Below are 12,109 nucleotides of genomic sequence, written 5' to 3'. Positions count from 1 at the left end.
CAATAAAACGACGAGACCATGAAAACCCCAGCCAAAGAATTTATTGTTAATAAAAGCAATTTGTTGGAATCCAGATTCAAGCCCTTGCATGTGCCTGCTGAAACAGAGTTACAAGAGGGGCAAGTGGTTTTGCAGGTGGAGCGTTTTGCCTTTACGTCGAATAACGTCACGTATGCTGCCTTTGGTACGGCCATGCATTACTGGAATTTTTTTCCTACGGATGAGGGGTGGGGCAATATTCCGGTCTGGGGCTTTGGTGATGTGCTGGCATCGAAGGCCGACGGTGTCGAGGTCGGCGAGCGTTTTTATGGTTACTTCCCCATGGCGACCCATGTGAGGCTGCAGGCGACCCGGGTGTCCCCTGGTGGTTTTGTTGATGGTGCAGAGCACAGACAGGCCATGCATGGTTTGTACAATCACTATGTCAGGACCAGTGCTGATCCTGGCTACAGCAAAGAATCTGAAGATGCGCAGGTCTTGTTGCGTCCCTTGTTCATCACTTCATTCATGATTGATGATTTTCTCGATGACAATCAATTCTTTGGTGCGCAGACCGTCCTGATCTCCAGTGCTTCCAGCAAGACTGCATATGGCCTGGCATTCATGCTGGCGCAGCGCAAGGACAAGGCTTGCAAGACAATAGGCCTGACCTCAACTGCTAATCTGGAATTCGTCAGGAATATGGGGCTCTACGACGAGGTCATCAGCTATGAACAGGTAAGTGATTTGGCGGCTGACCAGGGTGTTGTCTATGTAGACATGGCGGGCAATGGGCAATTACGTAGCCAACTGCATCATCACTTTAACGACAACATGAAATACAGTTGCGCCGTCGGCGGTACCCATTGGGAGGAATTGAGTAGTGCATCAAACCTGCCCGGAGCCCGGCCAACCCTGTTTTTTGCACCAGCACAAATCAAGAAGCGCATGGCAGACTGGGGGCCAAATGGGGTACAAACGCGCCTGGCTGTAGCCTGGCAAGCTTTCATGCAACCTGTCATGGCGGCAGAAAAACCCTGGATGCACGTCATCCACGGCCATGGAGAGGACGCGGTACGCCAGGTGTATGAAGATATGTTGGGTGGCGCTGCCCGCCCCGATCAGGGTAATGTCTTGAGCCTGTTAAGTGAAAGCTGATTTCAGCTTTTCCACAGGGCAGGCAAATCCCCGGACTTTCTGCCCTTGATGATGGCTGCATTGATCTTGTTGATGACCTCGGCCCTGCTATTGATGCCTGAGGTGAAATGGATGGGGTCGACCAGCAGGGGCCTGGCAAAAACCTTGACACCAAAATTCATCTGGGTTTCGCTACGCAAGTTCTTTTCATCCAGGTAGTGGTTCAGTTCTGCTTCCAGGTCTTTGGCATTTGTCAGGCGTGAATTAACCAGCATGACGTCCATGCGTCCTGACAAGAGTTTCTTCAGTCGCGAACTGCTTTGCGGCTGATCTTCTTCTACCTTGAACAGCACATTACGCATTTTGTCTATTTCGTCGCCAAAGCGTATACCCCTGACGATGCCTACGGCTTTTCCTTGCAAATCCTGTATGCCTGAGTACCGCATCCTGGAGTCATCCCTGACTACGACCCAGACAAAGTCTGAGAAAACTGGCTCGGAATAACGCATGGTCTTGAGCCTTTCACTGCTTTTCGACAGACCAAAGCCCAAACCTTCACCCTTGCCTATGTTTTCTACTACGCGTGGCAAGGGGTAGCGACGTATGTCGAACTGTATATCCATGGTGCGTTCAAAATACGCGATGACTTTCTGATTTTCGGGACGTATTGGAGCAATCTCGCCATTTTCATCACGAGTTTCTGCCAGCAGCAATGGCAGGATAGTTTTAGCGTGAGCGACTGCAGTGCAGCAGAGGCAAAGTAAAAGCACCGCAATGCGGCTACAGCTTTGGATAAGGGAAGGAGGCTTGTCTTGCATGCAATTTTTTTGCGGAAAGAATGGCCGGATCATACCTTTGCAAGGCTTGGCTTGCATAGCATCTTAAAGTAAGGATTTGTTAAGCGAATATGCGCAAGAGCGGAGACATAAAAGAACAGTCCTGATATTGCCACGAATGATAGATAAATTTTCAAAGTACTAATTAATTTGCTAAGATGGAGATATGCTTTTTGAACGTCGCAGTTTGAGTAGAAAGGAGACATCATGCCCCTGGTTACCATCACTGTTTGCAAGCCCAAATCGCTGCTATTCAAGGAGACAGTCCTGAATGCTGTGCATGCGGCATTAATAGAAGCGGGTGTACCGGAGACGGACAAATTTCAGCGCATACTGGAACTTGATGCCGAAAACTTCCGTTTTGACCCGCATTATCCTGATCTGCACAAAGACAGGAATCAGGATTTCGTCTTGATAGAAATTCTCTGGTCGGTGGGGCGTAGTGTCCAGGTCAAGAGAAAATTACTGGACACCCTGATGAAGCGCCTTTGCGACAAAAGCATGAATCCGGAAAACATCATGGTCTGTTTCAAGGAAACTTCCTGGGAAAACTGGTCCTTCGCCGGTGGTCGCTTGCTGCATACCTGATCTTGTCATGGCCTGAGTAAAATCTGCAATCATGCTGGAGAGAGCAGGCGTAGTGATGCCTGCCATGACTGACATGCTTATCTGTCTCGACAGAGCCGAAGGTGCACGTCGCTAACTCTGCTGCTTGCCGTGGGCCGTCATATCCATCAAAATAAGCCACACTACTTTATGAGGTGAGGCAGGCAATGATGGGAAAAACCCGGTTGGAAGCGTTCAGCGATGGCGTCATCGCCATTTTGATCACCATCATGGTGCTGGAAATGAAAGTCCCGCATGGTGGTACGCTTGAGGTGCTGCTACCCGTCTGGCCGGTATTTCTGAGCTATGTACTAAGCTTTGTCTACGTCGGAATTTACTGGAATAATCATCATCATATGTTGCACACCTGCCGCAAAGTGACAGGCGGCATATTGTGGGCCAATCTGCATTTGCTGTTTTGGCTGTCGCTGATTCCCTTTGCTTCTGGCTGGGTAGGTGAAAATCACTTTGCTTCAGCTCCTACGGCCCTGTATGGCCTGGTCTTGCTGATGTCGGCAATTGCCTATTTCATTTTGCAGCAACAGATTATCGCTACGCAAGGCAATGATTCCATCCTGAAAAAAGCAGTGGGTTCAGACTGGAAGGGCAAGCTGTCACCATTGACTTATGCCACTGCAATACCATTGGCATTCTGGTATCCCGTCATATCCATGGGACTGTATGTGGGCATGGCATTGATCTGGCTGATACCTGATCGCCGCATAGAAAAAGCACTGAAGACGCATGAAGAGTGAGTTATCATGTTGATCTTGCAACTCTTTGTATTTTTCATATGATAAGAGCATTTTTAAAGACGGTGCTTGTCCTGGTGCCTTTTGCTTTTGGCATGGCATTTGCGACTGCTGAGCAACCAGGTAAAGACCAGGACATTACCCTCTCTACGCCTACTGGGCAAATTGCGGGGAGTCTGCAATTGCCTGCCACTAAAGGGAAGGTTCCGGTTCTCTTGCTTATTGCTGGCTCGGGAGCTACAGACAGGGATGGAAATTCACTCGGCATTAAAGGCAAAAATAACGCCTTTAAAATGTTGGCTGAGTCACTCTCGCAAGCTGGGATTGCTACTGTGCGATTTGATAAGCGTGGTGTTGGAGCCAGTTTGGCTGCCACGAAACAGGAATCTGAATTGCGGTTTGAAAATTATGTTGATGATGCTGCTTCCTGGTTAAAATTATTAAAAGGCGATGAGCGTTTTTCTAATGTCTTTGTTCTGGGACATAGTGAAGGTTCTCTGATTGCTATTCTGGCTGCGCAGAAAGAATCTGTGCAGGGTTTGATATCCCTTGCCGGACCCGCAAAAAATGCTGCTGAACTCATACGCCAGCAATTGCAAGGGAAGCTGACTCCGCAACAGATGAGTATTAGTGATGAGGCGCTTACTTCCTTGCAAGCTGGTAAGTTATACGAAAATCCACCGCCCGAATTGAATTTTCTGTACCGAAGTAGCGTTCAGCCTTTTTTGATTTCTTATTTTAGATTTACACCTGAAAAAGAAATAGTGAAATTAAATTGTCATGTGATGTTGATTCTTGGCGACAATGATATCCAAGTGGATGTGAAGCAGATTGCTGCTTTGAAAGCAGCGCGGCCCGATGCTGATATGCTCCTGGTCCACAATATGAATCATGTATCAAAAATAGTCACAGGTGATATTGCCAAAAATCTTGCAGCTTATGGTGACCCCTCCTTGCCACTGCCTGCAGAATTAGTCGAAGGCGTTACAGGATTTTTGAAACATCACTCCAGGTAGCCTTGTTCCAGGCTGGATAATTCGTCTGATTGTGCTCAGATTGTTTGCCATTCATTTCATACTGTCTTAGGATGGATGTTGATCCGCATCAAAGAAGCGGGCGTAGACAATTGGGGGCAGCATGGCAGATCAAATGCAGGGCAGGGGAGGAGACAGTGCGCCACCTGACATCAAGACCGTCATCGACAACGAGGCGGTGTTTCCGCCATTGCGGCGGGTAGGCATGTTGCGGCCGTTTGTATGGTTGAGGCTGGGTTGGCGGGATTTCCGGGCATCTGGTGGCTCCAGCATCTTTTATGGCGTATGTTTTGCTGCCATGGGCCTGGTCTTGCAATTGGTGTTGAACAATGCGCCTGAATATCTATCTGCCCTGACTTGCGGTTTTCTTTTGGTCGGGCCTTTGCTGGCGCTGGGGCTGTACGATATCAGCCGTCGCCTTGAAAATGTACGTTCTGGTTTATTGGGCAGTGTGTTTTCCATGCAGGGGCGCTGGAGCAATGTAGGCGTGCTGGCGCTGGTGCTGGCCGTCATCATGATGGTCTGGGCGCGGGCTTCGCTGGTGATTTTTGCGCTGTTCTATAACAAGGGCATGCCAAGCATGCAGGGTTTTCTCGCGCAGTTATTTTCCTTGAGTAATCTGGAGTTCCTGGCGGTCTACATTTGTATAGGCTTTGTCTTTGCCAGCCTGGTATTTGCCATCAGTTGGGTATCGATACCCCTGATGCTGGATCGCGACACCGATGCGATTACTGCCATGATTATCAGCTGTGTCGCCCTGTTCATTAATGTGCCTGTGACCATGGTCTGGTCTGTCATCATTATCGCCAGTGTCGTGCTGGGATTCATGAGCTGGAATATAGGTTTCCTGATCATCATGCCCGTCATAGGTCATGCGACATGGCATGCATACAAAGAAGTGGTGGGGACAGAGGCAGATCGTTCGTAGTTGGTGTGTTGATATGTTAAAAAGCCTCTTGTATAGTTTCAAGAGGCTTTTTAAATTTGCTGGGACTTGCGAAAAACTACCCCAACTGTGTTGTTAGCTCCTGGCCGTACTAAAAGTACTGTCTTCGCCGCTACGGTGTAGTCGGGGTTTCAGACAACATGTTGTCTGCCGACGAAACGAACATCCCCTGTAAGGGATGTTTATTAAGGCGATAGCCTTGCCGGGGCAATTTTGCGTAAGTCCTATTTGCTTACGTCCTTACATTTATTTATGGGCTGGTTTATCAGCCGTAAGCGCCGCCCGTATATAAAAGATCAAAGCTACGGGCGATGACCGCAATTAGCACAAATGCACCTACACCCAACGTCAATACCAATAATAGCGCCAGCGGCCAATTGGATTCGCTGGCCTGGCCGGATTTGCTATTGTGTCTGGCATCCCATTTTTCATCGGGCGTCAGTCCCATGACCAATGCTTCCAGTGTGGCAATCAGGAAAGACAGCAACAGGAAGCCATATTGCACAATCTCGGGTTTGCCGAAATAGAAATAGTGAATAATCATGCTGAGCGGCAGCGTAATGAAGTGCAGCCAGCCCCACTTATCTTTTTTGCCGTCCAGATAAAAGCGGTGCAAACCTATGGCACCAAAGACCGCAGCCAGTAAAGTCGCCAGGGTTTTATTTTTATGCGGTGCTATATTGTTGCCCATAGCCTTACTTGTATTGTTGGAAGTCATTGCAAAAACCATCAAAGTTGAAGCTGTGATTGTATGCGATGAGGTGATAGTGTGTCTCAATCGTCACGCTGACAGATAAAAACAGCGCCATGGAAGCGAAAAGTGGGATAGTTCTTGCGACTTGCTCAAGAAGCGGGCTATAATCTACAGCTTTTTCCGCGTTCAGACATTTTTTGGAAATATTATGGTCGTTATTCGTTTAGCTCGTGGTGGCGCAAAAAAGCGCCCTTTTTACAACATCGTTGCAACTGATTCCCGTAATCGTCGCGATGGTCGCTTTATCGAGCGCATCGGTTTCTACAACCCAGTAGCTACTGGTAATGCAGAAACAGTACGCGTTGCAGCAGATCGCCTGGCTTACTGGCAAGGTGTTGGCGCTCAATTGTCTCCAGCAGTTGCTCGCCTGGTAGCTCAGTCCGGTAAAGCAGCAGCTTAATCGCTGCTAAGCTTTATTTATGACTGCTGCAGTCCATGCTCCTGATGATCTGGTCCTGGTTGGCTATATCTCGGGAGCATTTGGTATTCACGGCTGGGTAAGGATACGTCCTTATTCTGCTGATGCTGACGCATTGATGTCAGTAAAAACCTGGTGGTTGGATAAGCCTGAGTTGCGTGATGTTGACCGTCTGGAAGTTAAAATTCAGGGGGAAGACGTGGTTGCGCGGCTGGTGGGTGTGCCTGACAGAAATGCCGCAGAAGCACTGAAAGGTGCGACTGTGCAAATTTCTCGCAAGCATTTTCCTGCTTTGGCGTCCGGTGAATTCTATTGGCTTGATCTGATAGGTTTGCAGGTAGATAATCTTCAGGGTGAGAATTTAGGTGTGGTCAGGGATTTGATGGACAACGGTGCGCATCCGATTTTACGGGTGGCGGCAGCGGATATGCCTGAAAATGAACTGGCGAAGCACGAGCGCCTGATCCCTTTTGTGGAGGCTTTCGTCAAGGAAGTCGATCAAAAAGCAGGCAAAATCCAGGTTGACTGGGGTAGTGATTATTAATGTGATGAACTCAGAACCTGTTTGCGATCTGTAGCGAGCGTGCGTCAGCGGGGTGAAGAGCAGCGCAAAAAGCGGAATGTACTTAAGTACATGAGCATTTTGAGCAGCACATGAGCCCCGATCACGCTCGCGCAGTAAGATCGTAAATAGGTTCTCAGAAGGCATGAACATGCAGTTTGATGTCATTACACTGTTCCCCGAAATGTTCGCTGCCATTACACAATCAGGTGTAACGAGGCGGGCTTTCGAGCAACAAAAATGCGAATTAAAGCTGTGGAATCCGCGTGATTTTACGACTGACAGGCACCGTACCGTGGATGACCGGCCTTATGGTGGTGGCCCGGGTATGGTGATGCTGGCAAAACCCTTGCAGACCGCAATCGAGTCTGCCAAGGCACGCCAGACTGCCTTGTCTGCAGTGGCGCCCAAAGTGATCTATCTGTCACCACAGGGTAAGCCGCTGACACATGAAAAGGTTATGCAACTGGCGGCAACGCCGGGCCTGGTCTTGTTGTGTGGCAGGTATGAGGCGGTAGATCAGCGTCTGCTGGATAATTACGTCGATGAAGAAATCAGCCTCGGCGATTTTGTCTTGTCTGGCGGTGAATTGCCAGCCATGGCCCTGATGGATGCTGTCATACGGCAAATCCCTGGCGTCTTGCATGATGATGCCTCGGCAGTGCAAGACAGTTTTGTCAATGGTTTGCTGGATTGTCCGCATTACACAAGGCCAGAAGTCTTTGAAGACCAGGCTGTGCCAACCGTGTTAATGGGTGGTAATCATGCCGAAATCGAAAAGTGGCGGCGTCAACGTGCACTGGAGGCCAGTCAGTTAAAGCGTCCGGATTTAATCATCGCAGCGCGTGCGGCAGGCTTGTTGAGCCGTGCCGACGAAAAGTTTTTAAGCAGTTTGTAGTAATTTTCAGCTCTTGAGCTGAAATATATAAGCGTGAATCTTCAATGATTCACATGTTAAACCCCATCCTCTACCGGGCATCAGCCAGAACCAGATTCTGCAGCGTCGGCAAGATGGTCATAGGAGTAAAAAATGGATCTGATCCAAAAATTAGAGCAAGAAGAAATTGCTCGCCTCGGCAAGAACATCCCTGACTTTGCGCCAGGTGATACAGTAGTTGTGAGCGTCAACGTTGTTGAAGGTACTCGCAAACGTGCACAGGCTTACGAAGGTGTAGTTATCTCCCGTCGTAACCGTGGTTTGAATTCCAACTTCATCGTCCGTAAGATTTCTTCCGGCGAAGGCGTTGAGCGTACATTCCAGTTGTACTCCCCACTGATCGCTTCTATCGAAGTGAAACGTCGCGGTGATGTACGTCGTGCAAAACTGTACTATCTGCGTGAACGCTCTGGTAAATCTGCTCGTATCAAAGAGAAATTGCCAGCACGTAAAGTTGTTGCAGCAAAAGCAGAGTAATATCTGTTCTAGCCGTATTGAAAAAGGATGCTCCGGCATCCTTTTTTTATTGGAAATTTTGTCAGGCGCATGGCAAACTTTTTCCTGTATGCAAATCAACAATAAAAACGAATAGTCATTGTGAGTAAACCGGTTTTCGATCCCCAGACTTTCCCTGTCCAATCCTTGGGTGAGGAGGCTGCTGTACCTGCAGCTCATCTGTCACCAGCCTGGTTGCGCCAACGTTTTCTTCGGCAGCACGAATGGACGCCAGAAGTTGTCGATGAAAGTTTTTTTTCAAAAAACCTGCCTTTCCGGCCAGCTTCGGTATTGATACCTATCGTCATGCGTGATGAGGGCCTGACCATGCTACTCACTGAGCGGGCTGCGCACCTGAATCATCATCCCGGCCAAATCAGCTTTCCTGGCGGGCGTTTTGAGGAAGAAGATATCGACCCCGTGACCACTGCCTTGCGTGAGGCAGAAGAAGAAATTGGCCTGCAACGCGAATTCGTCGAAATTCTGGGACAACTGCCAGAATACAAGACCGGCACAGGCTACCAGGTCAGTCCCATCGTATCCTTGATCAGCCCTGGCTTTCAGGTACGTACCGATCCTTCAGAAGTCGCCTCGATTTTTGAAGTGCCGCTGGACTTTTTGATGAACGGTAAAAACCACCAGCGCCGTAGCTTTGATTTGCCCGACAATGCAGGCAAACGGCACTTTTATGCCATGCCCTACGAGCAGCATTTCATCTGGGGGGCAACGGCGGGCATGCTGCGCAATCTGTTTCATTTCCTGCGTGCATGAGTCTTAAGTTCTTGCCTTGAAGAACAAAGCTTCATAATCTGGGCAAATCGGTTTACACTTGCCGCATTTGCAAATTGATTGTTTGCAGCATTGCGCTGCAACATAAGCCCAGTCTACCATGACCTTTATTTCCATCCTGTTAGCGCTGTTGATTGAGCAGCTCAAGCCCTTGCGGGCAGATAACCCTATCTATACGCAAATCCAGACACTGGCTGACAAAATCGAAGCATCCTTCAATGCAGGCAAGGTCAAGCATGGCCGACTGGGCTGGTGGATAGTCATCGCCTCGCTCACGCTGCCAACTGCGCTGATTTACTGGCTGTGCCTGCGCCTGAACCCGATTGCTGCCTTGTTGTGGAATGTACTCATCGTTTATTTGACTCTGGGTTTTCGCCGTTACAGCCATTATTTCACCTCAATACAACTGGCCCTGAGTTCTGGTGACGAGGATGCTGCCAGGCGCTATCTGGCAGAATGGACGCATCTTGACACCACGGGCATGGATGTCTCGGAAATCTCCAGACTGGCAGTGGAGCGCTCCTTGATTGCCACTCACCGCAATGTTTTCGGTGTGTTCTTCTGGTTTTTGATGCCGGTAGGCCCGGCTTGTGCCGTCATGTATCGCGCAGCTGAATATCTGTCACGCGCCTGGAATGAGCCCGAGCACATGAAAAATGAAGAGTTCGGTATCTATGCGGCCAAGGTCTTTTATTGGATAGACTGGATACCAGCCCGCCTGACAGCAGTCGCCTTTGCCGTGGTTGGTAATTTTGAAGATGCCGTGTACTCCTGGCGCAATTATGCTGATCGTTGGTCGGATGAGCTGGTCGGTATTATCCTGTCTGCCGGTGGCGGTGCCCTTGGCGTGCGCCTCGGTGAGCCAGAAGAAAAAGCCATGATCCTGCAAGCAGATGCGACAGCCGTTGATGTTGATAGCCTGGAGCTGGAAAGCCAGCCTGGTGCAGAAGCTTCGCCACGCGCCTTGCAAAGCGCCGTCGGCCTGGTTTGGCGAGCCTTGTTGTTGTGGATGCTGCTGCTCTTACTGTTGTCTTTCGCAGTCTGGATTTAAAAATTGGCCCTGTTAAAATACAGGGCTTTTTTTTGCCCGCTCACTTCATCGCTGCAGACTGTGATCAGGCTATACTGGTCATATCTTCATACTAATTATTTATAATGAAAAAAATTATTGCCCCCGGCATTTGCCTGCGCGTCTATGAGCCTGATGATGCTGACGTATTTGCCGCCGTGGTCCGTGAATCAGTAGAAACCGTAGGCCGTTGGATGGGCTGGTGTCATGCTGACTTCAATAGCGACCATGCCCGTGATTGGTTTACTGTTTGCGATAAGGGGCGAGAAGAAGGCACGGCCTATGAGTTTGGTATCTTCAGTGAAGATGGCAAGGAATTGCTGGGCGGGGCCGGACTGAACATGATCAGCAAATTGCATAATTACTGTAATCTTGGGTACTGGATCAGACAGTCTGAGCAAGGGAAGGGTATCGCCACCAGAACGACCATGTTGCTGGCAGATGCCGGTTTCATGCAGCTGGGTTTCAACCGTATAGAAATCGTCGCTGCTGAAAGTAATACCGCCAGCATGGCAGTGGCAAAAAAAGTCGGTGCGCAACTGGAATGCATGGCCCGTAATCGCCTTATCGTCGGTGGCTTACCTGTGACAGCCGCAGTACATTCCTTGCTGCGAGAAGACTGGCAGGCCAGTCTGACTTATGATGTGCAAAAGTAGTACTAAATAGAATTCAACTGCATTTCCTTAATCGAAGGCTGGGGTGAGGGTCTATGTCCGAGCGAAATACCAGTATAGATATTGCCAAGGGCCTGGGTATCATCCTGGTGGTCTTTGGGCATAACTGGATCATTGCGCATGAGCATGGTGAGCTATTTCGCATCATCTTTTCCTTTCACATGCCCCTGTTTTTTTTTTATCGGGAGCTGTCCTCCACCACGACACCGCCTTCAGGGATTTTCTGGTTTTCAAGGCCGATGCCTTATTGAAGCCTTTCTTTGTCGTATTGTCCGCCTGGGGGCTGGCGCGCATAGTCTTCTCGGGGGTGGACACTCGCACCTATTTGCTGGGTATGCTGTATGCGACGGGTAATACCATAGAGTGGGTGCCGCTGTGGTATTTACCGCATTTGTTCCTGGCCATGCTGTTGGCCTGGCTGGTCTTGCGCTTGGCAAATCGCTTGCATGCCGGGTTAATGTTGCCAGCGTTTTGTATGGCGATCTTGTTGGCTGCGGGGATTGCCATAACACACATATTGAGCCAATTGGATGTGCAACAATTCGCCGGCTTGAATCTCTTGCTTGGTAATCATCAAGGCAATTTCCCGGGCTTGCCATGGAGTCTGGACCTGACCGGCATCAGCACAGCCTTCATCTTGCTCGGCTATATCATGCATGAGCATGTCATGCGCTTCCGCTTCCAGCCCTGGATATTTGCCATTGTGCTCATGTCGTTTGCAGCCCTGCATTTCTTTTTTGATGAAACCATAGATTTGAATATGCGCCTGTATGGAAATTGGTGGATATCAACAGCCCAGGCCTTGCTGGGTATTTATTTACTTTTATCGATTTCGACTTGTTTGCAATACGCTGGCAAGGTGGGCAAGGCACTGGCCTATTTGGGTAGCAGCAGTTTATTCATCATGATTTTTCACTCATGGATTGAATGGAAGATATTCGTCATCCTGGCGCGCTGGAGTTCATTTGATTATCTGAACGCCAGCATTGCATTACTGGCAGGATTGTTGTTGCCCTTGCTTTTGTTGAGCCTGGTTAAAAAGAGCAAGTTCCTGCATGCCTTGCTCTTGCCTGCAACACATATTCCCAAGCTGCGTACCAAGATGTAAGTGGGCACTGAGC

15 protein-coding genes are annotated in these 12,109 nt (G+C 49.2%); 13 read left to right on the top strand and 2 right to left on the bottom strand.

The features are described 5' to 3' along the window. Positions 1-18 precede the first annotated feature (18 nt). Complete coding sequence (locus tag ACO0LC_RS08400; RefSeq protein WP_423002202.1) at positions 19-1,137, top strand: DUF2855 family protein; 1,119 nt, start codon at positions 19-21, stop codon at positions 1,135-1,137. Between the two features lie 2 nt (positions 1,138-1,139). Here the strand turns inward: ACO0LC_RS08400 and ACO0LC_RS08395 are convergent, their stop codons facing one another. Further along, positions 1,140-1,934 carry a substrate-binding periplasmic protein gene (locus ACO0LC_RS08395; protein ID WP_423002201.1) on the bottom strand — a complete coding sequence of 265 codons (795 nt, stop codon included), beginning with the start codon at positions 1,932-1,934 and terminating at the stop codon, positions 1,140-1,142. Between the two features lie 225 nt (positions 1,935-2,159). Between ACO0LC_RS08395 and ACO0LC_RS08390 the strand changes: the two genes are divergently transcribed. The 4 genes from ACO0LC_RS08390 (at position 2,160) to ACO0LC_RS08375 (ending at position 5,272) form a co-directional block, all read left to right on the top strand. Continuing rightward, positions 2,160-2,540 (top strand): tautomerase family protein, encoded by a 381-nt coding sequence (locus tag ACO0LC_RS08390; RefSeq protein ID WP_423002200.1) that lies wholly within the window; start codon positions 2,160-2,162, stop codon positions 2,538-2,540. 188 nt (positions 2,541-2,728) lie between these two features. After that, positions 2,729-3,313 carry a TMEM175 family protein gene (locus ACO0LC_RS08385; protein WP_423002441.1) on the top strand — a complete coding sequence of 195 codons (585 nt, stop codon included), beginning with the start codon at positions 2,729-2,731 and terminating at the stop codon, positions 3,311-3,313. After that, positions 3,310-4,326: an alpha/beta hydrolase family protein gene (locus ACO0LC_RS08380; RefSeq protein ID WP_423002199.1), complete on the top strand. Its 1,017-nt coding sequence runs from the start codon at positions 3,310-3,312 to the stop codon at positions 4,324-4,326. The genes ACO0LC_RS08385 and ACO0LC_RS08380 overlap by 4 nt, the downstream gene beginning before the upstream one ends. 121 nt (positions 4,327-4,447) lie before the next feature. Continuing rightward, positions 4,448-5,272 (top strand): DUF2189 domain-containing protein, encoded by an 825-nt coding sequence (locus ACO0LC_RS08375; RefSeq protein WP_423002198.1) that lies wholly within the window; start codon positions 4,448-4,450, stop codon positions 5,270-5,272. Between the two features lie 283 nt (positions 5,273-5,555). On the opposite strand, the gene ACO0LC_RS08370 is transcribed toward ACO0LC_RS08375, so the two are convergent. After that, entirely contained in the window at positions 5,556-5,981 is a 426-nt protein-coding gene (locus ACO0LC_RS08370; protein ID WP_423002197.1) for an NINE protein, read from the bottom strand. 211 nt (positions 5,982-6,192) lie between these two features. On the opposite strand from ACO0LC_RS08370, the gene rpsP reads away from it, so the two are divergent. The 8 genes from rpsP to ACO0LC_RS08330 all read left to right on the top strand — a co-directional run bounded on the left by rpsP (position 6,193) and on the right by ACO0LC_RS08330 (position 12,096). Then, entirely contained in the window at positions 6,193-6,444 is a 252-nt protein-coding gene (gene rpsP, locus ACO0LC_RS08365; protein WP_110255824.1) for a 30S ribosomal protein S16, read from the top strand. Positions 6,445-6,463: 19 nt separating this feature from the next. Further along, a complete protein-coding gene (gene rimM / locus ACO0LC_RS08360; RefSeq protein WP_423002196.1) occupies positions 6,464-7,006 on the top strand; it encodes a ribosome maturation factor RimM in 543 nt (180 codons plus the stop codon). A 169-nt stretch (positions 7,007-7,175) separates the two neighbouring features. Beyond that, the gene (gene trmD, locus ACO0LC_RS08355; RefSeq protein WP_423002195.1) at positions 7,176-7,922 is read left to right on the top strand and encodes a tRNA (guanosine(37)-N1)-methyltransferase TrmD; all 747 of its coding nucleotides are present in this window, start codon (positions 7,176-7,178) and stop codon (positions 7,920-7,922) included. A 132-nt stretch (positions 7,923-8,054) separates the two neighbouring features. Continuing rightward, positions 8,055-8,438, top strand: coding sequence for a 50S ribosomal protein L19 (gene rplS, locus ACO0LC_RS08350; protein WP_186947495.1), 384 nt, complete (start codon positions 8,055-8,057; stop codon positions 8,436-8,438). 120 nt (positions 8,439-8,558) lie between these two features. Beyond that, positions 8,559-9,227 carry a CoA pyrophosphatase gene (locus tag ACO0LC_RS08345; RefSeq protein ID WP_423002194.1) on the top strand — a complete coding sequence of 223 codons (669 nt, stop codon included), beginning with the start codon at positions 8,559-8,561 and terminating at the stop codon, positions 9,225-9,227. A gap of 118 nt (positions 9,228-9,345) precedes the next feature. Continuing rightward, positions 9,346-10,296 carry a CobD/CbiB family protein gene (locus tag ACO0LC_RS08340; RefSeq protein ID WP_423002193.1) on the top strand — a complete coding sequence of 317 codons (951 nt, stop codon included), beginning with the start codon at positions 9,346-9,348 and terminating at the stop codon, positions 10,294-10,296. A gap of 104 nt (positions 10,297-10,400) precedes the next feature. Further along, on the top strand, positions 10,401-10,970 hold the full coding sequence (locus ACO0LC_RS08335) for a GNAT family N-acetyltransferase (RefSeq protein ID WP_423002192.1): 570 nt from the start codon (positions 10,401-10,403) through the stop codon (positions 10,968-10,970). 154 nt (positions 10,971-11,124) lie between these two features. Continuing rightward, complete coding sequence (locus tag ACO0LC_RS08330) at positions 11,125-12,096, top strand: acyltransferase family protein (protein WP_423002440.1); 972 nt, start codon at positions 11,125-11,127, stop codon at positions 12,094-12,096. Positions 12,097-12,109: the final 13 nt, after the last annotated feature.

Origin of the sequence: Undibacterium sp. JH2W, from assembly GCF_049340425.1 — a bacterium.
GTDB lineage: Bacteria > Pseudomonadota > Gammaproteobacteria > Burkholderiales > Burkholderiaceae_D > Undibacterium.
The sequence above is the reverse complement of the archived record's forward strand: the minus strand, read 5'-3'. Positions and strand labels throughout refer to the sequence as shown.

Coding starts and splice junctions, on each gene's coding strand:
- ACO0LC_RS08400 (WP_423002202.1), top strand. CDS start 19: ATGAAAACCCCAGCCAAAGAATTTATTGTTAATAAAAGCAATTTGTTG.
- ACO0LC_RS08395 (WP_423002201.1), bottom strand. CDS start 1,934: ATGCAAGACAAGCCTCCTTCCCTTATCCAAAGCTGTAGCCGCATTGCG.
- ACO0LC_RS08390 (WP_423002200.1), top strand. CDS start 2,160: ATGCCCCTGGTTACCATCACTGTTTGCAAGCCCAAATCGCTGCTATTC.
- ACO0LC_RS08385 (WP_423002441.1), top strand. CDS start 2,729: ATGGGAAAAACCCGGTTGGAAGCGTTCAGCGATGGCGTCATCGCCATT.
- ACO0LC_RS08375 (WP_423002198.1), top strand. CDS start 4,448: ATGGCAGATCAAATGCAGGGCAGGGGAGGAGACAGTGCGCCACCTGAC.
- ACO0LC_RS08370 (WP_423002197.1), bottom strand. CDS start 5,981: ATGGGCAACAATATAGCACCGCATAAAAATAAAACCCTGGCGACTTTA.
- rpsP (WP_110255824.1), top strand. CDS start 6,193: ATGGTCGTTATTCGTTTAGCTCGTGGTGGCGCAAAAAAGCGCCCTTTT.
- rimM (WP_423002196.1), top strand. CDS start 6,464: ATGACTGCTGCAGTCCATGCTCCTGATGATCTGGTCCTGGTTGGCTAT.
- trmD (WP_423002195.1), top strand. CDS start 7,176: ATGCAGTTTGATGTCATTACACTGTTCCCCGAAATGTTCGCTGCCATT.
- rplS (WP_186947495.1), top strand. CDS start 8,055: ATGGATCTGATCCAAAAATTAGAGCAAGAAGAAATTGCTCGCCTCGGC.
- ACO0LC_RS08340 (WP_423002193.1), top strand. CDS start 9,346: ATGACCTTTATTTCCATCCTGTTAGCGCTGTTGATTGAGCAGCTCAAG.
- ACO0LC_RS08335 (WP_423002192.1), top strand. CDS start 10,401: ATGAAAAAAATTATTGCCCCCGGCATTTGCCTGCGCGTCTATGAGCCT.